This window comes from Streptomyces sp. NPDC054866 (assembly GCF_053610745.1).
Map to the genome: position 1 here is coordinate 1,401,749 of NZ_JBSGZA010000002.1, position 19,724 is coordinate 1,421,472.

The following is a 19,724-nucleotide window of genomic DNA, read 5'->3' on the forward strand; positions in this document are numbered from 1 at the left end:
GGCGCGCACGACTCCGGGCAACTTGCCTTCGGACCGGGCCCCCACCCGGTCCGAGCGCCCCCCTATCACACCGCGCCCGGACCATGAATGTAGCGCACGGCGGTGACAGTCGTACTAATCCGTCAGTCCAGGCTCATCATGATGAGTGCATCTGTGGCCGGAACCCACCCGTCTTCGGGCCTCCGCAGCCACCCCTCCGCGGCGGCGAGCTCGGCCGCGGCCGTGCGCAGAGCGTCGACCCCCGGGTGCGCGAGCCCCTTTCTCCACACCAACGACACAGGTGAGAGCGGTACGGGGTCGATCAGGGGCCGCAGGACCGACTCGGGCATGGCCGGAAAGTCCACCGCGGTGAGGACGGGGGTCCGATTCTTGGCCATGATCCGCCCGAACTCCTCGGGGCCCACGGCGAGGGGCGCGGGCGCCGCCACCTCGATCCCGCGTCCCTCGAAAAGGCGATGCGCCAGGTCGGTCCACTCCAGCGTCCGGGGGTTTCCCGCCCCCGCGTACACGCTCTCCCCCGCGAGCGCGCCGAGCGGCACCGCGTCGAGCTCGGCCAGGGGGTGGCCGAGCGGCAGCAGCACCGCCATCGGCTCGTATCGCACGGGCTGCTGGGCGAGCCGGGCCCGCAGCGCCGGTTCGAGCCCGGCGTAACGCCCGAAGGAGACGTCGAGCCGTCCGGCAAGGATCTCGGCCGCGGCCCCGGTGAGCCCGCTCTCGAAGCGGGCCATCAGCTCGCAGTCCGGGGCGATTTCGCGGGCCCGCTCCAGGACGCGCCCGCAGGTGAGCCCCGGGCTGTTCAGGTCCACGAGTAGCGGGCGTGCCGCACGGCCGCTTCCGGTGCCGCGCGCGAAGGCGGCGGTCAGGTCGTCCTGTGCCTCGATGACCCGCCGCGCGTACGGCAGCAGCCGCTCCCCCTCGGCGGTCAGCGTGACCTGCCGTGTCGTCCGCACGAACAGCTCGGCCCCCAACTCCCGCTCCAGGCGCCGCACATCACGGCTGAGCGCCTGCTGGGCGACGTACAGCCTGGCGGCGGCCCGCGTGAAGTGCAGCTCTTCGGAGACGGCCAAGAAGGCGCGCAGGAGGCGGGGCTCCAGGTCCCGGGGTGCGTGGGGTGGTACCCGTGGCTCTGCTGTCACTCGGGGAACTTACAACAGAAGTGCGTGAGTCGGGCTCCAGAAGGTGTTGGACCCCACACCGCAGCTCCGGTGAGGGTGATCGCATGCCGCCCGCCGAACCCCGTGCGCCCCGCCGCCGCAACCCTTACGCCCGCCTCTTCCTGATACCCGGAGCCACCGCCTTCACCATCGGCAACCTCATCGCCCGCCTCCCCATGGGCATGTTCAGCGTGAGCGCCGTCATCATGATCGCCGGGGCCCGCGACTCGTACGCGCTCGCCGGCGCCGTCACCGCGACGGGTCTCGCCGCGACCGCCGTCGTGGCCCCGTGGACGGCGCGCCTCGTCGACCGGTACGGCCAGGCGCGGATCGCCGTCCCCGCCACCGCTGTCGCCGCGCTCGGCTCGCTCGCGCTGCTGCTCTGCGTGCACTACGGAGCGCCCGACTGGACCCTGTTCGCCGCATACGCCGCGACGGCCACCACCCCCAACACCGGCGGCATGTCCCGGGCCCGCTGGGCCCACCTCCTGAAGGACGACGACCGGGCCGTGCACATCGCCAACTCCTTCGAACAGGCCGCGGACGAGCTGTGCTTCATGCTCGGCCCCGTCCTCGCGGCCTTCCTGTGCGGGGCGCTCTTCCCGGAGGCGGGCACCCTCATCGGAGTCGTGCTCCTCCTGACCGGCGTGCTGCTCTTCGCCGCCCAGCGCGGGACGGAACCGCCTCCCCGTGGACGTACGACGGTCAAGGAGAAGTCGCCCCTCCACGCGCGCGGGATGCCCGTCCTGCTCGCCGCGTTCCTCGCCACCGGCGCCGTCTTCGGCTCGATGGAGGTCGTGACGATCGCCTTCGCCGACGCGCAGGGCCACAAGGCCGCCGCGGGCGCGATCCTCGCGCTCCAGGCCGCGGGCTCCTGCGCGGCGGGCCTCCTCTACGGGACGGTCGAGCCGAGCGGGCCGACGCACCGCCGCCACGTCCTGTGCGCCGTGGCGATGGCGGCCCTGATGACGCTGCCGCTCCTGGCCGCCACGCTCACCGGCTCACTCCTTGTGCTCGCCGGGGCTCTCCTTGTCGCCGGAATGGCGACGGCACCGACGATGGTCACCGGCATGTCCCTGATCCAACAGCGCACCCCCGAGGGCCGGTTGAACGAGGGCATGACCCTCGCCGTCACCGGCCTCCTCGGGGGCATCGCCTGCGGCGCCGCGGGCGGCGGCTGGGTGGTGGAGCACGTCGGCGCCGCCCAGGGCTACGCGGTTCCGGTCGCCGCCGCGTGCTGCGCGCTGCTGCTCAGCATCGCGCAGGCTTGCGCCACGAGCACTCCAGGTCCCCGCCCGTCTCGGCCCCACGCTCCGAGCGCGGCCTGACCAACACGGCCTTGTCCTCGGTCGACTTGGCGAGCGTCACGACGATCGCGTCCTCCAGGGCCTTCACCGAAGAGGGCAGGTAGTTGTTCAGGATGATGCTGAACACCAGCTCACGCCCGCCCGCGTCCTTCACGTACCCCGAAAGAGCGGACGCCCCGGTCAACGACCCTGTCTTCGCCCGTACGTTGAGGGCCGCCGGAGTTCCGCACATCCGCGAACGCAGGGTGCCGCCGACGAGCTTGTCCGGGTCGCAGGCCACCGGAAGGGACTTGTACCAGTCGGCGTACCAGGGCTCGCCCTTCGCCGAGAGCAGCAGCTTGATCAGCTGGTCGGCGGGGGCGTTGTTCTTGCGCGAGAGCCCGGAGCCGTCGACGTGGCGGAGCCTGCCGGGATCGACACCGGCCGTCTTCAAGTAGCCACTGATGGCGGCGAGTCCGTCCCGCCAGCTTCCGGGCCGCCCTGTCGCCTCGTACCCCATGGTCTTCGTGAGGTTCTCCGCGTGCATGTTGTTGGAGAGCTTCATGAAGGGGATCATCAGCTCCTTCAACGGCATGGAGTCGTGAGACGCGAGCTGCCGCGCGCCCTTGGGGGTGGCGATCCCGGCCTTGGTGGGCCCGCTCACGCGCACCCCGTGCGCTTTCAGCGCGTCCCGGAAGATGGCGGCCGCGTATCCGGTCGGCTCCCAGACGGTGATCCACTCCTTGGTGGCACCACCTCCCACGGGTACGGTCCCGGTGACCGTGATGGTGTTCGTCCCGTGCTCGCGCTCGATGGTGAGCGTGTCCTCGCCGCCCGCGGGGACGGTCTTCGCACTGTTGTCGACGTCCACGTAGTCCGTCTTCGGGGTCACCGTCACCTTCGGCCTGTCCCCGGCCTTCGCACCGGGCGAGGCCTCGACGATGACGGTCCCGGTGTCGTAGTCGGTGTCCGGGGCGACGCTCAGCGGGGAGATCTGGGCGGCGTAGTACGCGAATTCGTCGTCGCCGGCCCAGGTGTCGCCGATGCGCTTGTCGTCGAACCGGGTGTCGTCAGCGACGAGGCGCCCAGAGACCCGCCGGACGCCCGAGTCGGCGATCTTCGCGGCGAGCCGCTCGTAATCCCCGACGAGGGTGGTCGGATCACCGGTGCCGCGTAGATACAGATCACCGGAGAGGGTGGAACCGTGCCGCTTGCCGTCGCTGAGCACATCGGTGGTGAAGCGGTGGTCGGGCCCGAGCTGCTCCATGGCCGCGGCGGAGGTGAGCAGCTTGGTGTTGGACGCGGGCATCAGGCGCCCGCTGGGCAGGTGTTGGTAGAGCACGTCACCGGACGCGGCATCGGCGACGACGACGCTCGCCGCGCCGCCCTCCATCCGGGGATCGCCGAGGATGGTGTCGATGGCTTCGGGCAGGCCGCTTCGTTCGGAGTCGGCCCCGGCGGGCGAACTGACGGAAAGGGTGGCAGCGGCGACGCCGAGCACGGCGGGCCAGATCCAGTGGCGCATACGGGCGTTGACGCGTCTCACGGGTCTACTCATGACCCAGCAGCATCCCCGACTACGCCCCTCCACGACAGCCCCCACTCCGGCCACGTATGGCGGGGGCGGGAGGAGCGGGGTTGCCCACCCTCAGCCCGGCTCCTCCAGCGTCCAGCGGCGGCGAGGTAGCAGCGTGGCCAGGAGTAGGACTGCGGGGGCCGGGTCTGTTGGGGTTGTGCTGGTTCGGCGGCAGATCAGGGCGTCGGGGTCGCCCGGTGGCTGCTGGAGGCTGTAGCCGTCGGGGCAGTTGGGGCCGGCGTCGCCCGCCTCTCCCTGGGGGCCACGCTCGCCGCGCGGACCTGCGGGGCCCGCGGGGCCTTCGGGGCCGGAAGCTCCGCCCGCGCCGTCGGAGCCGTTGGTGCCGTCAGCTCCGTCGGCTCCGTCAGCGCCGTTTGAGCCCGGGGGGCCCGCCGCCCCTGCCGGTCCTTCCAGGCCCCGCTCGCCGTTCGCGCCGTCCGCGCCGTCCGCGCCCTCCGCCCCGGCCTGGCCCGGTTCACCGGCCTCTCCCGACTCACCCTGGTCCCCCTGCCGACCGCCCTGCCCCGGCGTCCCCTTCTCGCCCTGTGAGCCGGTGGCGCCGGGCGAACCGGGCACCCGTACGCGTACCCGGGACAGGAGATCCTCTACGGCGTCGGCGGGGTCCGGCGCCGCCGGGGTGTCGCCGTGGGAGCGGACCTGCGCGCGCAGGGTCCGTACGTCGCGGGCCAGAGTGGACACGGCCTCGCCGCGCCGGTCCGCCTCGGCGGCGAGCCGGTCGGCACGGCGGTCACCTGCGTCGATGCGGGCCCAGAGCAGCGCCGCGACACCGCAGAGCGCGACCAGCACACAGACGAGGAACACGGTGCGCCAACGGCGGGCCAGGAGTCGCTCGAGCTGGATCACGGAGTGCCTCCGAGCCTGTGGTTGTCGATGAGCAGCCGGGCGATCTCGCTCTGATCGTGCGCGTGGAGGGCGTTCAACTCAGCGAGTTTCGTGTCGCGTTCGGCGACCTGTCGCTCCAGCCGGTCACGCTCGGTCTGCAGCTTCTCCGTGAGGCTGGAGTAGCCCATGAGCGCGTTCTCGCCGCGCTTGCCGAGATAGGCCACCACTGCCGCGCCCAGAACCCCGAGGCTGGCGAAAAGGGAGCCTAAGAGAGTGATGGTGGCATCCAAGCGACTGCCTCCTGCACCTTGCGTACTCGGCCGGACTTCCGTGCCGCCCGGCCGTTCGGGAACCTGCACTCGGTTGCAGTAACGAGTCACATGCCCAGAGGATGTGCCCGGACGTTCCGTGCCCCGCACACGGGAAAAGCCCCCTGGCCACCGGCCAGAGGGCTTTAACCTCACATGGGAATTGTGGAGATGGCGGGAATCGAACCCGCGTCCAACGGTGCAAAAGGAGGGCTTCTCCGAGCGCAGTTCGCTTCGATTTTCTCGGCCCCGGAGATCTCGCGAACAAGTCTCCGACGGGCCCAGTCACTGTTTGATTTCCCATCGAACCCCGTGACCGGGCTCGATGGTTTAGTTCCCTAGATTATGCCAGGATCCGGGTCGGGAACACTCCCGGGCTGACACCCATTTAGGGTCCTTCACTCACTGCTTATTAGGCAGCGAGGGCGAAGGACTGGGAATCGCTCTTGTTATTGGCGATTATTGGTTGCGACATATGGTTTACGAGATCATTGCCGCTTCCTCGGCTCGCTTCCCCTGCTTCGACATCCGCTGTCGAAACCGATCATCCCCATGTTGTTTTTTCAATAGCCGCCCCGGCTGTGCGGGGCAGTGCCCATCGTACGTGACCAACGCCCGACGGGGCCAGCCAATTCCCGCGAGGCCCGCCAGGGACTCGACGGGGGCCGCGGGGACCCGCGGGCTAGGCGCTGCGCTGGCGCCGCTTGGCCGCCTCGATCGCGCGGTTCGTCTCGCGCAGGTCCTGCTTCTCCTTGAGCGTCTGGCGCTTGTCGTACTCCTTCTTGCCCTTGGCAAGGGCGATCTCGACCTTGACCCGGCTGTCCTTGAAGTACAGGGCCAGGGGCACGATCGTGTGACCCGTCTCCTGCGACTTGGACTCCAGCTTGTCGATCTCCGCCCGGTGCAGCAGGAGCTTGCGCTTCCGCGTGGCGGAGTGGTTGGTCCAGGTCCCCTGCACGTACTCCGGTACGTGGATGTTGTGCAGCCACGCCTCGCCGTTGTCGATGTGCACGAAGCCGTCCACCAGGGAGGCCCTGCCCATCCGCAGCGACTTGACCTCGGTGCCCATCAGGACGAGGCCGCACTCGTACGTGTCCAGGATGTGGTAGTCGTGCCGCGCCTTCTTGTTCTGCGCGACGATCTTCTTGCTGGGGGCCTTCTCGGCGGCCTTAGCTGCCTTGCGCTTTACCTTTTCCTTCGCCATAGTGCGGCCATTTTCGCACTACGAGGGGGGTCCGAGGCCAGTCAATACTGTCTCGGCCCGCGTCTCGGCCCCGTCCTCGACCTCCAGGTCCGGGGTGATGCCCCGGCCGTCGACCGCCTGCCCCGAAGGAGTGCGGTAGTGCCCGACCGTCAGCTCGGCGACCGAGCCGTCGGGCAGCCGGCTCGGCATCTGGACCGAGCCCTTGCCGAAGGTCTTCGAGCCCACCACGACCGCGCGGCCACGGTCCTGAAGGGCGCCGGTGAGCAGCTCGGCCGCGCTCATCGTGCCGCCGTCGACCAGCGCGACCACGGGTCTGGTGGTGTCACCGCCCCGTTCAGCGTGCAGGGCCTTCTGCCGGCCACGTACGTCGTACGTAGCCACCAGGCCCCCGTCGACGAGCCCCGAAGCCGCGGTGACCGCCTCCGACACCAGGCCCCCGGAGTTACCGCGCAGGTCGAGGAGAATCCCGGCGCCCTTGGGAGCGTCCCGCACCGCGGACCGCACGCGCTCGCCCGCGCCCTTGGTGAAGGCCTCGACCTTGATCATGACGGCGCCGCCCGCGAGCTGCGTGACCGTGACGGAGTCCGTGGAGAGGCGGGCCCTGTGCAGCGTCTCGCTCCACGCGCGCGTGCCGCGCTCCAGGCCGAGCTCGACCGGGGAGCCGGCGCGGGCACCGCGCAGCAGGGACACGACCTCCGTGACGGGAAGTCCCGCCACGCGCTTGCCGTCGATGCGCCTGAGCTGATCGCCCTCGCGGATGCCGGCCTGGTCGGCGGGGCCGCCGCGCTGGACCCGCGAGACCTCGATGCGCCCGTCGTCCGCGCGCCTGGCCCAGAGGCCGACACCGGTGTACGCGCCGTCGAGGGCCTGCTCGAACTCCCGGTACTCCCCAGGGGAGTACACCGATCCCCAGCGGTCACCACTGCGGCTGACGGCGTCCTCCGCGGCCTTCTTGCCGGACTTGCCGTCGGCCATCGCCTCGGCGGCGGCATCGGCGGCTTCGTCGGCGGTGTCACCGGACGAGGCGACGGAACGGGTGGACGGCGCAGGCGACTTCCGGCCTTCACCGGACGCCTCGCTCCAGGACCCGGTCGCCGCACCGGTGGCGAGCACACTCGCGAACACCAATGTCAGGGCGGCCCCGCGGCGGATACGGCGGGGCTGCGAGAGCCGATCACAGAACGGGTCGGGGCCTGACATGCCGGTGAGTCTAGGACAACGAAGGGCGCCGCACGGTCGGTTGAACCGTACAGCGCCCCGGACATACCTCACACCTCGCGGCACGCGCCCCGCTTCACGAGGCACTTCACGAGGCACTCACCCGCTGCTCAGATCAGGTTGTACTGAGCGGCACTGCTGAGGTTGGTCGCGTACATCCCCCACATGCCCTTGGCGAACAGCTTGTTGGCCCCTCCGCCCAGCGGGTGCCGCTGCCACGCGGTCTTCGGCCCCTTGGCCCGCACGTCCAAATAGAGCCTGCCGCCGCTCTTCTTCTTCAGGGTGAAGGTGATGAGCTTGTTCGCGCCTTCCAGGTGACCAGGAAGGGACTTCAGACGGAAGTACGTCTTCCCCACCTTCGTCACACGCACGGGGTTGCACCGGCCGCCGCCCTTGAGGCAGATCTTCTGCCCCTTCTTGACGGTCTTCGGCATCCCCGGAATCGGGAAGACCGAGTTCATGATGTGGTTCATCTTGCGGAACGAGACCTGCGCGGTCGCGGTGCGCCGCGAGACGAAGTACTCGTAGTGGTAGCCGTACTGGCCGCCGCGCGCCGCCCGCGGTTGCGTTCCCCGCTCCGACACCGGCTGTGCGGGCTGCTCCGCCGCCACCTCGGCGGCGCGCACGGGCCGCCCGGACTCCGCGACCGCGGCCTGTGCGGGCATCCCCGAGGCCAGCACGGCGGCGGACAGCAGCACGCCGGCCACCGCCGTCCGCACTCCCCGCGTCCCCTTGGCCGTACGGCCACTTTCGAAACGTCGTACACGCACGACGAACCCTCCCGTTTTCGTTATCAATAAGCCCTGGTCAGGGGCAGATTGATCTTGGTCCGGGAGGGCTTGGCACGTCAAATCCGGCCGTGCGGGAGAGGCGGGGAGGTCAGACCTTCAGGTACTTGCGCAGGGCGAAGAAGCCCGCGAACGCCGGCATGAGGAAGCTGACCGTGAGAACCAGTGGCAACTTGCCGAGTACCGCGTCCCAGCCGATGAAGTTGACCATGTCGATCTTGTCAACGAGCCAGTTGTTGATGAGGAAGTACTTGCCGGCGACCAGCAGCACGCAGGCGAACCCGCCGCCGATCAGACCGGCGATGGCGGCCTCCATGACGAAGGGCACCTGGATGTAGAAGCTGGACGCACCGACCAGGCGCATGATGCCGGTCTCACGCCGTCGGCTGAAGGCGGAGACGCGCACCGTGTTGACGATCAGCATCAACGCGACGACCAGCATGAGCCCCATGACGCCGAGCGCCGCGTACCGCATGCCGTTGAGGAGGTTGAAGAGGTTGTCCAGGACGCTGCGTTGGTCCGTCACGCTCTGCACGCCCGGCCGCCCACTGAAGGCGGTGTTGACGACCTGGTACTTCTCCGGGTTCTTGAGCTTGACCCGGAACGACTCCTGCATCTGGTCCGGCGTGAGGGAGCTGGACAGCGGGGAGTCGCCGAACTGCTCCTTGTAGTGCTTGTACGCCTGGTCGGCCGTCTCGTACTGGACCGTGTCGACGACGGGCATCTTCTTCAGATCCGTGCGGATCTGTTCCTTCTGCTCGTTCGTGACGGCGCCCTTGGCGCACCCGGGGTCCTGCTCGGCGTCCCCCTTGTTGCACAGGAAGATCGAGACGTTGACCTTGTCGTACCAGAAGCCCTTCATCGTGCTCACCTGGTCGCTCATCAGGAGCGAGGCTCCGAAGAGGGCGAGCGAAAGCGCTACGGAGACGATGACGGCGAAAGTCATCGTGAGATTGCGGCGGAGACCGACGCCGATCTCCGACAGGACGAACTGGGCGCGCATGGCTCCCTTTCAGTGGCTCAGTGCAGTGGATCAGTACGGGTCGTCAGTGCTGGTAGCCGTAGACGCCGCGCGACTGGTCGCGGACGAGACGGCCCTTCTCCAGCTCGATGACCCGCTTGCGCATCTGGTCCACGATCTGCTGGTCGTGGGTCGCCATGACGACGGTCGTGCCGGTCCGGTTGATCCGGTCGAGCAGCTTCATGATGCCGACCGAGGTCTGCGGGTCGAGGTTGCCGGTCGGCTCGTCGGCGATGAGGAGCTTCGGGCGGTTGACGAACGCTCGCGCGATCGCCACCCGCTGCTGCTCACCACCGGAGAGCTCGCCGGGCATCCGGTCCTCCTTGCCGCCGAGGCCGACGAGGTCGAGGACCTGGGGCACGGACTTGCGGATCTCGCCGCGGGACTTGCCGATGACTTCCTGCGCGAAGGCGACGTTCTCGCCCACGGTCTTGTTCGGAAGGAGGCGGAAGTCCTGGAAGACGGTGCCCAACTGGCGCCGCATGTGCGGCACCTTGAAGTTGGAGAGGCGCGCGAGGTCCTTGCCGAGGACGTGCACCTGGCCGTGGCTGGTGCGCTCCTCGCGCAGGACAAGCCGCAGGAAGGTGGACTTTCCGGAGCCGGAGGAGCCCACCAGGAAGACGAACTCGCCCTTCTCGATCTCCAGAGAGACATCCCGGAGGGCGGGCCGGGTCTGCTTGGGGTAGGCCTTGGAGACGTTGTCGAATCGGATCACGGATGCACCACGGGTCGCCGGGGGTAGGTGAGCGTGACCATACGCGAAGCCGGTACGCGAGCGCAGTCAGCGTCCTGAGTTGCGCGAATTGTCGCGGATATACCACGGAACGTAACAGTCGGAAACCGACGAGGACGGGCGGGCCGCGCCGAAATTCGTGGAAGCTGGCACAGTGGTAGGGGGAACGGTTGGGTTCCCTCTAGCGTTGGGCAGGCTGTAACTGTGCGGGAGGAGAAGCGCATGACCCATGACAGGTTGGTATGCGCGAACTGCGCGGGGCCCGTGAGTGAAGGCCGCTGCCCCGTCTGCCGGGCCAGCCGCGAGCGCCTGCAGCAGGAAGGACCGTTCGGCGGCCTCAGCCCTGCGGCGCTGATAGGGGTGCTCGTCGTGCTGATCGCGGCGGTGGCCCTGCTGGCGCACCAGACCGCTTAGCGCGCCGCTCAGTACGCCTGAGGCGCGTGCCAGGACACCAGAAGGGCCCGGAGCTGGATGCTCCGGGCCCTTCTGTCATGTCATGCGCCGCATACGTTTCCGTACGCGGATGCCGTCGCCCTGGATCAGGCGGCCGCGCCGCGGTTGCCGACGAAGCGCGGCAGGATGCGGAAGCCGATGCCGCCGGCGATCATCGTCGCGGCGCCGATCAGCAGGAACGTGGTCTCGGCGGCGCCCGTCTCGGCGAGCTCGCCCTTGTCGGCCTTGTCACCCTGCTCGACCGGGGTGGAGCCCGTGTCGGTCAGGCTGTCCTTGCCCTTGCCCTGCTCGACGGGGTTGGAGCCGCCGTCGGGGTCGTTGTCGTTGCCACCGGTGCCGTTGCCGTTACCGGGGTCGCTCGGGTTCTCGGTGGGCTCGCTCGGGTCCGAGGGGTCCGTCGGGTCCTCGGTGGGCGTACCCGGGTCCGTCGGGTCCTCGGTGGGCTCCGTGGGCTCCTCGGTGGGCTCGGTCGGCTCCTCCGTGGGCTCGGTCGGCTCCTCGGTCGGCTCCGTGGGCTCCTCGGTGGGCTCCGGAATCTCCGTGGGCTCCTCGGTCGGCTCGGCGTCATCCTCGCCGATACCGACGTCGACGCCGATGCCGTTCTCGTCGGCGCTGGCGCTGGCGCTCGCACCACCGAGGTCGACGCCGACGTCGAGGGCCGAGGCGGCACCGGCGGCGGTCAGCGAAGCGCCGGCGGCGATCACCGCACCAGCCGCTATTCGCGCTACGCGGATCCGCGTCTTCTTGGTCATCTGGCTGCTACCCCCAGTAGCTGAATCGTCAGTGAGGCAGCGTCCGGGACTGCGTTCGTCGGGAGCGCCGTTATCCGCCCCCACAGATCACACGCGCCCCAGAGATACGCATGCCGCTCGCTAGCCTTTCCAGTTTCCCCAGACACGTCAAGGTCGTTGCGGGCGCGATGTCTGAAATGGCATCAGTTGCCCGGCGTACGGAGATGTGACTGTGACGTAAGAGGCACAACAAAAACAACTGCCGCCCAAAGGACGGCAGTTGCCTTGTCGATAAAGCGGCGCTTACTTCTCCTGCTGCTTGCGCCAGCGAATTCCGGCTTCGAGGAAACCGTCGATCTCGCCGTTGAACACGGACTCGGGGTTACCCACTTCGAACTCCGTGCGCAGGTCCTTGACCATTTGGTACGGGTGCAGGACGTACGAACGCATCTGGTTGCCCCAGGAGTTGCCGCCGTCTCCCTTGAGGGCGTTCATCTTCGCCTGCTCCTCCTGGCGGCGGCGCTCGAGGAGCTTGGCCTGGAGGACGTTCATCGCGCTCGCCTTGTTCTGGATCTGCGAGCGCTCGTTCTGACAGGAGACGACGATGCCGGTGGGGATGTGCGTCAGGCGGACCGCGGAGTCGGTCGTGTTGACGCCCTGGCCACCGGGACCGGACGAACGGTAGACGTCGATACGCAGCTCGGACTCGTCGATCTCGATGTGGTCGGTCTGCTCGACGACCGGGAGGATCTCGACTCCGGCGAAGGAGGTCTGGCGGCGGCCCTGGTTGTCGAAGGGCGAGATGCGGACGAGACGGTGGGTGCCCTGCTCGACCGAGAGCGTGCCGTACGCGTACGGGACCTGGACGGCGAAGGTGGTCGACTTGATGCCGGCCTCTTCCGCGTACGAGGTTTCGTAGAGCTCCGTCTTGTAGCCGTGCCGCTCGGCCCAGCGGAGGTACATGCGCTGGAGCTTCTCGGCGAAGTCGGAGGCGTCGACGCCGCCGGCCTCCGCGCGGATGGTGACGAGTGCCTCGCGGGCGTCGTACTCGCCGGAGAGGAGGGTGCGGACTTCCATTTCGTCCAGCGCCTTCTTGACGGCGGTGAGCTCGGTCTCGGCCTCGGCGCGGGTGTCCGGGTCGTCCTCCTCCTCGGCCATCTCGAAGAGCACGCTGAGGTCGTCGATACGCCCGCGCAGGGCCTCGGCCTTCCGCACCTCCGCCTGGAGGTGGCTCAGCTTGCTGGTGATCTTCTGTGCCGCATCCGGGTCGTCCCACAGGGACGGCGCGGCCGCCTGCTCCTCGAGCACGGCGATGTCTGCCCTCAGCTTGTCGAGGTCCAGGACGGCCTCGATCGACTCCATGGTCGAGGAGAGGGACTTGAGCTCTTCGGATACATCGACGACTGCCACGGGTCCAGCCTAACGGCTGGGGGCAAGGTGTCCGGCCTCCCGGCTCTTCACGGGCCCCTGGGCCTTGCTGTGCGGGCCGGGGCCGGGCCCCCTCCCGGGCCTTGCCCTGCGGGCCGGGGGCTCTTCGTCGCCACTTCGCGGCGGGTCTCCCACCCGCCCACCCGATCACCCGGCACCACCTCCTGCCACGCGGTGCCGAGCCCTACGCGCCTACGCCGCCCGCCTGACAACACGGCCGAGGGCCATGCACCGCTGTCGCAGCGTTCGGGCTGTCCTTTCCCGCCGCTTCGCGGCGGAGCAGGGCAGCCGAACTGCAAGGTGCGGCCCCCAGGGACCGGACTGATGCGGGGTGATCGGGTGGGTGGGTGGGGAAGATCCGGCGCGAAGCGGCGGGACAGGGGCGTCGTAGGACCGCCAGGGGCGAGTTACGGCGCCGGAGGGGCCGAGGTCTCCGTGTCCTGCGGCTTGGCGTCGGCGTCGTCACCACTCGTGGCCGCCCATGTGCCGAGCCCGGCGGCAGCTACCAGGACCGCACCCGCCACGCCCAGCGTGATCCTGCGGCGGCGGGCGGAGGCGCGGTGGCGGGCCGAGCCGGGGCGGGCCGTGCCGGACGCGCGGGGGGCGCGGGCCGTGCCGCGGGCGCCGCCGGCGAGCTCGTCCGGGCCCGGGACCCGCATGGAGGTGTGGGTGTCGCGGTTCGAGTCGGGGGACGAGGCGGGGACGAGGGGGACCGCCCCGCGCCGGGGGGCGCCCGGGGATGGTTCCGGAGCCGGCTCCTCCTCCGCCTCCTCCGCCAGCGGCTCCGTCTCCGGCTCGTCCACGTCCAGCGGCGGCATCCCCGCCACGAGCGACTGCAACTCCCGAAGCCGCGCCGCGAGCTCCGAGGCGCGCAGGCGGGACGCCGGGGCCTTCGCCAGGCACTGGACCATCAGCTGCCAGAGTTCGTCCGGGATGCCGGGAAGGGGGACCACCGTCTCCGTCACGTGGCGGCGCAGGACCGCTCCGGGGTGGCCACCGCCGAAGGGGGTGAAGCCCGCCAGGAGCTCGTACAGGACCGTCGCGAGGGCGTAGATGTCGACCGCCGCGCGCGGAGGCAGGCCCTCGATGATCTCCGGGGCGAGGTAGTCCGGCGTACCGATGATCTTCGTCGCGCGGGTCCTGCGCGGGGAGTCGATCAGCTTGGCGACGCCGAAGTCCGTGAGGAGGGCGGGGTGCGAGCCGCCGGGACCCAGGGGGCCCTGCATGTCCAGGAGGACGTTCTCCGGCTTCACGTCACGGTGCACGATCCCCGCCGCGTGCGCCGCCGCGAGGCCGTCCGCCACGTCGGCCACGATCGCCACCGCCGCCTCAGGGGCGAGGCGGCGCTCACGGTCGAGGCGGGTGCGCAGGTCCGTGCCGCGGACGAGGTCCATGACCAGGGCGAGGTCGTTCCCGTCGACCACCAGGTCGTGGACGCCCACCACGCGCGCGTGGTCGAGGCTGAGCAGAGCCGTGCGCTCCTGGACGAAGCGTCCGACCAGCTCCTGGTCGGACGCCAGGTCCTCGCGCAGCAGTTTGATGGCGACGGGACCCTCGGGCCCCTCGCCGAGCCACACCGTGCCGGCGCTGCCCCGACCAAGGATCTGGTGGGCGGTGTACCGGCTGCCGATCTTGCGTGCCAAGACTGCTCCTACGGATGCGTGTTGGCGACAAAACTACGCGGCCTCGACGCCAACCTTCACTCCAGGAGCAGAAATCACCCCGCAGGTGTCGACAAATCCCCAGAGTCGGCAGGGGATTCGCCCATCACTGACCACCGGGCGGCTAATTGCCGTTCAGTTTGCCCATCCAGCCGGACACCGTGTCGTACCAGTCCGTCAGCTGTTCCCAGTAACCCTTCGTCGTGCCGATCCACTCCTGGAGCGGGCTCAGCTCCCAGACGAGCCAGCTCGCCACGAAGAGGATGATCAGCGTGAAGAGGCACCCCTTGAGGCAGCCAAGACCCGGGATCTTCATCCGGTTCGGGTTCGAGCCGCGCTGCGTGGGTTCCCTGGGCTCACGCGGCGGCCGTCCCGCGGGCGGCTGCTGGGGCGGTGTCTGCTGCGGCGGTGCGTACTGCTGACGCTGCTGGGGCTGCTGCGGCTGCTGGTACTGCTGCGGGCGCTGCTGCTGCGGCGCGTACTGCTGGGGGCGCTGTTGCTGCTGCGGCTGCTGCACCTGGCGCTGGGGGCGGCGACGGCGCAGCGGGTCTTCATTGGGGTCCAGGTACGACTGGACCTGCGTCTGTTCGTTGCGGTCCCGGGCCGCCCGCATCTGGTTCTGCCAGGGGTGCGGGTCGTTCGGGTCGGCGCCCGGCTCGTTCGGCGGGACCGGCGGCATGACGGCCGTCGGGTCGGCCGCGCCGGGGTTGCCCGCGCCCCCCGCGCCGGGGCCGGAGCCGGTGCTCTGCATGACGCTCGTCGCCGCGTTCGGGTCGTACGAGCCCGCGTTGCTCGGAAGCACCTGGGTGGGGTCGGCGGCTCCGGCCGTCCCCGGCACCAACGCGGGGTCCGGGTCGGGCATCAGGAGGGCGCCGACGCCCTCCGCGGCGGCGATCTGCGCGCTGGACGCGTGCACGCCCACGCCGTCCGCGACGGCTCGCAGGCCGCGCGCGAGGTTCTCGGCGCTGGGGCGGTGGTCGGGGTTCTTGCTGAGGCAGCGCTCTATGACCGTCCACAGCGGGTCCGGGACCGTGGAGGGGCGGCGCGGTTCGGCGCTCAGGTGCTGGTGCAGGACCTCCAGGGCCGAGCCGCCGCCGAACGGCGGGCGTCCGGTGACGAGCTCGTACAGGAGGATGCCCGCGCCGTAGATGTCGACGGCGCTGGTCTGCGGGCGGCCCTCGGCGGACTCGGGCGCCACGTACGCGGGCGTGCCGACGAACTCGTGGGTGCGGGTCAGGCCCGGGGAGTCGGCGAGGCGGGCGATGCCGAAGTCGGTGAGCATCGGGTGCATCGAGCCGTCGGCATCCTGCTTGAGCAGGACGTTCGCGGGCTTCAGGTCCCGGTGCACGACTCCGTCCGCGTGGCTCGCGGCGAGGGCGTCGGCGATCTGGGCGGTCATGAGGGCCGCCGCGACCGGCGTGAGCGGGCCGTTCTCGCGGAGGTAGCGGTGCAGGTCAGGGCCCTCCACCAAGTCCATCACGAGGGCGAGGAGCTCCCCCTCGACGACCAGGTCACGGGTCCGCACGATGTTCGGGTGCGTGAGCCTGAGCAGGACGGATCGCTCGCGGAGGAATCGCATCACGATGTCCGCATCGTTGGCGAGCTCTTCCTTGAGGACCTTGATCGCGACGGTCTCGCCGGGCTGGCCGGGAACGGCCGCCTCGGCACCCGCGGTCTCGCGCTGGCGGGCTCGCCAGACGGTGCCCGTGGCGCCGCGCCCGAGCGGCTCCTCGAGCAGGTACTTGCTGCCTACCGGCCGCACGTCATGCGCTCCCTGCTGATCTGGCTGGTCTGTCCGGACCCGGCTACCCGCCGGAAGGTGTTCCGACCCACTGTAGTGCCGCCGAACGGGGCACTGGCCGGTCACATTCCGCTCCGGCCACCGGGTGACCGGATAGCTGTTCGGTGGAAAGACGCCCCATGGCGGCCGTTGGTTGCCGAATGGCGTCGAATTGACCTTCGTCACGATGGGACGACCGGCGATCGCAACAGTCCAAGCAGGCACTTTTCCGAGCAGAGCCGACCATTCAAGATCACTTACGGGTGGCCGCCGGGCGTGTTGTCAGTGGCAGGTGCGAGGATGCTTATCTGTTACTGGCCGACGTGGCCGTGTGCGGTGGGGGGAATCACAGCGCGAGTCCCCGTGCCCGGCGGCAAGGGCAGAAGGGACCGCTGACGGCGATGCAGATCCGGCTGACCGTCCTCGGGCCGCGCAGCGGCCAGACCGCCGAGCCCCATGGCCGCCCCGTCGTGCCGCGCGGCACCTGTGACGTGCTGGTCACCGCCCCCGCGGGGACCGCTCTGGCCACCGTCGCCTCCGGCCTCGCCACCGCCGTCGCGGGCGGCGAAGGCCCCCTCGTCCTGTACGCGGAGTCGGAGCGCCTCGACGCCCAGCGCTGCACCCTCGGGGAGCCCCCGCTGATAGACGGAGCGGTGCTCTCGCTCGGCTCCCCCGCCGAGCCCGGGCCCGAACTGGCGGGAGCCGCCGCCCAGTTGCACGTGGTCGCGGGCCCGGACGCGGGCGGGGTGCACCTCCTGCACGGCGGCCAGATCCGTGTCGGCCGCTCGGCGGACGCGGACGTCCCGCTGGACGACCCGGACGTTTCGCGGCTGCACTGCGCGGTGACGCTCACCCCGGACGGCCAGGTCACCGTCACGGACCTGGGCTCCACGAACGGCACGATGGTGGACGGCCGCGAGATCACCGACCGCCCGGTGCGCCTCACCCCCGGCTCCCTGCTGCGGCTCGGCGAATCCGCGCTGCGGTTCACCGCCGGGGACGGTACGGGCGGGGCGCTGCCCACGGCCCCCGACGGCGAGGGGCACGTGCGCGTGCGGGTCGCCGCGAGCGCCGAAGCCCCCCACAGTGCGCCCCCGGAAGCGGGCCACACGCCCTCCGGCGGCACCCACCACGCGTACGGCTCCGCGGGGTGGGGCGCCGCGGGCGAGGGAAGCCGGAGCGGGGCGGCCGGGCAGACGTCCCTCACCGACGTGCCGCTCGTCCCGCAGCAGGGCGGCGCCCCGGACGCCGAGAGCACCCGCCTCGGCACCCCCGCGCGCGGGACGACCGTGCCGCGCACGCTCCGCAAGCGTGGCGGCCTCTCGGCCTGGGCCCGGCGGCTGACCGGCGCCCGTGACGACGAGTACGGACCGGCGGACCACGAAGACGATGCGTACGGGACGGGAAGCCACGCCGCGCCCCCCGAACCGGCCGCCCCCACCCCCGAAGACCTCGCGGTGGCCGCCGCCGCGCGGACCCCGGAGTCCTGGCCCGACCCCGCGGCCCTGCTGCTCACGGCGCTCGGTCCCGGCCCCCGGCTCTGGGAGCGCGGCCCCGGCCACCCCGAGGCACTCGCGGTCCGGCTCGGCACGGTCGACCGCGCGACCCCGGACGAGCGTGGCCTGCTGCCCGCCGTCCCCGTGACGGTCAGCCTGCGGGAGGCGGGCGCGCTCGGCCTCGCGGGCCCGCGTGAGCGCCTGACGGGGCTCGCCCGTGCCGTCATCGCCCAGCTCGCCGCGCTGCACTCCCCCGACGCCCTGGAGATCGTGCTGCTCAGCACGGACCGCGCACGGCCCACGCCGGAGCGCACCGCCGAGTGGTCCTGGCTCGGCTGGCTCCCGCATCTGCGGCCCACGCACGGCCAGGACTGCCGCCTCCTCCTGGCCTACGACCGCGAGCAGGCGGCGGCGCGCACGGGAGAGTTGCTGCGGCGCCTCGACGACCACGTGGCGGACAGGGCGTCCGCCACGGCCGACAGCACTCCGGACATCGGGCCCCGCACCGTCGTCGTCGTGGACGGCGACCCCGGGTCCGCGGGGCTGCGCGAAGCCGTGGTGCGGCTGACGCGGGAAGGTGCCACCGCCGGGATCCATGTCGTCTGCCTCGCGGAGACCCCCGCCGCGTCGCCCGCCTCCCCGGTGTCGGCCACGTACGAAGCAGCCTGCTCCGTTTCGCCCGCCTTCCGCGCCTGCGGTGCCGTCGCGCTGCTCAGCGGTGACGTGGCCACCGCGCTGCGGCTGCTGCGGACCGTGGACGGCCGGCCCGCGGGGCACGGCACGGTCGCCACGGTGGACGCGGTGTCGCAGGCCTGGGCCGAGCGGTTCGCCCGCGCCCTCGCGCCTTTCCGCACGGACGGGGCGCCCGGGGACGGGCACGCGCGCGTGTCCGCTCCGCTGCCCCAAATGGCCAGGCTCCTGGACGAGTTGGGGCTCGCCCGCGCCACCCCGGCGTCCCTCATGGCCCGCTGGGCGGCGGCCGCCGATGATTCCGAGGCGCTGGGCGGGCGCGCCTGGGCGGTGCTCGGTGCGGGCCCGCGCGGGCCCGTGGTCGTGGACCTCGCCGCCGAGGGCCCGCATGTCCTGGCCGAGGGCCCTTCGGGCAGCGGGCGTACGGAGCTGCTGCGTTCCATCGCCGCCTCACTGGCCGCGGCGGAGCGCCCCGACCGCCTCGGCATGGTGCTGATCGACGGGCGGGACACCACGGGGAGCGTGGGCAGCGGGACGAACGGAGGGAACGTACGACTGGTCGAGGGCCTCGCGGTCTGTACGGACCTGCCGCATGTCACGACGCATCTCGCCGCCAACGACCCCGTCCGGATGCGGGAGTTCGCCCAGTCGCTGACCGCCGAGCTGAAGCGGCGGGCCGAGCTGCTCGGGCGGCTCGGGTTCGCCGAGTGGCATGCGCAGGCGCCTCAGCTCGGCGGGGGCGGGGCGGGTGACCTCGACCCGCCGCCGAGTTCCACGATGCGGCTGCGGCCTGTCGCCGCCGCGCGCAAGGGGACCGAGCCGGGGCCTCCGCTGCCTCGGCTCGTCGTGCTCGTCGACGACTTCGACGCGCTGCTCTCGCCCGCCCTTGGGTCGCCGGGGCGGCCTGCCGCGGGGTCCGTGGTGCGGGCGCTTGAAGCGGTGGCCCGGGACGGGGAGCGGCTCGGGGTGCATCTGGTTGCCACCACGGCGGGCAGTGAGCGGACGACCGAGACGGAGCTGGGGCGGCGGGCGGCCCTGCGGGTCTCCCTGGACGCCGTCACTCCCGGGCCGGAGGAGCCCGCCCCCGGGCGGGGAGTGCTGCGTACTGCCGACGGGCGCGTGAGCCCTTTCCAGGCGGGGCGGGTCACCGGGCGGATTCCTCGTACGTCTACGTTGCGGCCCACGGTTGTTCCTCTGGAGTGGGAGCGGATGGGGGATCCACCCGCGCGTCGTCCTGTGCGTGAACTCGGCAATGGCCCAACGGACTTGGCGCTGCTCGCCAGTGCGCTGGAGCGGGCCGCTCGGTCCGTCTCCGCGGATCAGGTGCCGTCCCTCTTGTAGCTCTACTTGCTGC

Annotated in this window: 16 protein-coding genes and 1 other RNA gene; 3 read left to right on the forward strand and 14 right to left on the reverse strand. The window is 71.0% G+C overall.

Translation table 11 applies throughout. The features are described 5' to 3' along the window. Window positions 1-122: 122 nt before the first annotated feature. The gene (locus ACWGI2_RS15020) at window positions 123-1,136 is read right to left on the reverse strand and encodes a LysR family transcriptional regulator (protein ID WP_453695632.1); all 1,014 of its coding nucleotides are present in this window, start codon (window positions 1,134-1,136) and stop codon (window positions 123-125) included. An 83-nt stretch (window positions 1,137-1,219) separates the two neighbouring features. Between ACWGI2_RS15020 and ACWGI2_RS15025 the strand changes: the two genes are divergently transcribed. Next, complete coding sequence (locus tag ACWGI2_RS15025; protein ID WP_453695634.1) at window positions 1,220-2,482, forward strand: MFS transporter; 1,263 nt, start codon at window positions 1,220-1,222, stop codon at window positions 2,480-2,482. Here the strand turns inward: ACWGI2_RS15025 and dacB are convergent. From dacB to ftsE, 9 genes are all read right to left on the reverse strand, one after another. After that, window positions 2,406-3,998: a D-alanyl-D-alanine carboxypeptidase/D-alanyl-D-alanine endopeptidase gene (dacB, locus tag ACWGI2_RS15030; RefSeq protein WP_453395816.1), complete on the reverse strand. Its 1,593-nt coding sequence runs from the start codon at window positions 3,996-3,998 to the stop codon at window positions 2,406-2,408. The two genes, ACWGI2_RS15025 and dacB, sit on opposite strands and share 77 nt — an antisense overlap. Before the next feature lie 90 nt (window positions 3,999-4,088). Then, window positions 4,089-4,880, reverse strand: a complete 792-nt coding sequence (locus tag ACWGI2_RS15035) for a collagen-like protein (RefSeq protein ID WP_453695635.1) — start codon at window positions 4,878-4,880, stop codon at window positions 4,089-4,091. Continuing rightward, window positions 4,877-5,149, reverse strand: a complete 273-nt coding sequence (locus tag ACWGI2_RS15040) for a hypothetical protein (RefSeq protein WP_453395818.1) — start codon at window positions 5,147-5,149, stop codon at window positions 4,877-4,879. Before ACWGI2_RS15040 ends, ACWGI2_RS15035 begins: the two co-directional genes overlap by 4 nt. Before the next feature lie 181 nt (window positions 5,150-5,330). Further along, window positions 5,331-5,719: a transfer-messenger RNA gene (gene ssrA / locus ACWGI2_RS15045) on the reverse strand. A gap of 130 nt (window positions 5,720-5,849) precedes the next feature. Further along, entirely contained in the window at window positions 5,850-6,371 is a 522-nt protein-coding gene (smpB, locus tag ACWGI2_RS15050; protein WP_453395819.1) for an SsrA-binding protein SmpB, read from the reverse strand. A gap of 18 nt (window positions 6,372-6,389) precedes the next feature. Next, entirely contained in the window at window positions 6,390-7,571 is a 1,182-nt protein-coding gene (locus ACWGI2_RS15055; RefSeq protein WP_453695637.1) for a S41 family peptidase, read from the reverse strand. Window positions 7,572-7,699: 128 nt separating this feature from the next. Further along, a complete protein-coding gene (locus ACWGI2_RS15060; RefSeq protein ID WP_453695639.1) occupies window positions 7,700-8,359 on the reverse strand; it encodes a hypothetical protein in 660 nt (219 codons plus the stop codon). A gap of 109 nt (window positions 8,360-8,468) precedes the next feature. Then, window positions 8,469-9,380: a permease-like cell division protein FtsX gene (ftsX, locus tag ACWGI2_RS15065; RefSeq protein ID WP_453395822.1), complete on the reverse strand. Its 912-nt coding sequence runs from the start codon at window positions 9,378-9,380 to the stop codon at window positions 8,469-8,471. 43 nt (window positions 9,381-9,423) lie between these two features. Further along, the gene (gene ftsE / locus ACWGI2_RS15070) at window positions 9,424-10,113 is read right to left on the reverse strand and encodes a cell division ATP-binding protein FtsE (protein ID WP_030788113.1); all 690 of its coding nucleotides are present in this window, start codon (window positions 10,111-10,113) and stop codon (window positions 9,424-9,426) included. Between the two features lie 240 nt (window positions 10,114-10,353). On the opposite strand from ftsE, the gene ACWGI2_RS15075 reads away from it, so the two are divergent. Beyond that, entirely contained in the window at window positions 10,354-10,545 is a 192-nt protein-coding gene (locus ACWGI2_RS15075) for a hypothetical protein (protein WP_160505338.1), read from the forward strand. Between the two features lie 125 nt (window positions 10,546-10,670). Here the strand turns inward: ACWGI2_RS15075 and ACWGI2_RS15080 are convergent, their stop codons facing one another. The 4 genes from ACWGI2_RS15080 to ACWGI2_RS15095 all read right to left on the reverse strand — a co-directional run bounded on the left by ACWGI2_RS15080 (window position 10,671) and on the right by ACWGI2_RS15095 (window position 16,166). Then, complete coding sequence (locus ACWGI2_RS15080) at window positions 10,671-11,336, reverse strand: LPXTG cell wall anchor domain-containing protein (protein ID WP_453395823.1); 666 nt, start codon at window positions 11,334-11,336, stop codon at window positions 10,671-10,673. 282 nt (window positions 11,337-11,618) lie between these two features. Continuing rightward, window positions 11,619-12,725 (reverse strand): peptide chain release factor 2, encoded by a 1,107-nt coding sequence (gene prfB, locus ACWGI2_RS15085; RefSeq protein WP_453395824.1) that lies wholly within the window; start codon window positions 12,723-12,725, stop codon window positions 11,619-11,621. A gap of 425 nt (window positions 12,726-13,150) precedes the next feature. Beyond that, a complete protein-coding gene (locus tag ACWGI2_RS15090; RefSeq protein ID WP_453695640.1) occupies window positions 13,151-14,386 on the reverse strand; it encodes a serine/threonine-protein kinase in 1,236 nt (411 codons plus the stop codon). Between the two features lie 142 nt (window positions 14,387-14,528). Next, entirely contained in the window at window positions 14,529-16,166 is a 1,638-nt protein-coding gene (locus tag ACWGI2_RS15095; protein WP_453695642.1) for a serine/threonine-protein kinase, read from the reverse strand. 419 nt (window positions 16,167-16,585) lie between these two features. Between ACWGI2_RS15095 and ACWGI2_RS15100 the strand changes: the two genes are divergently transcribed. Continuing rightward, complete coding sequence (locus ACWGI2_RS15100; RefSeq protein ID WP_453695643.1) at window positions 16,586-19,711, forward strand: FHA domain-containing protein; 3,126 nt, start codon at window positions 16,586-16,588, stop codon at window positions 19,709-19,711. Window positions 19,712-19,724: the final 13 nt, after the last annotated feature.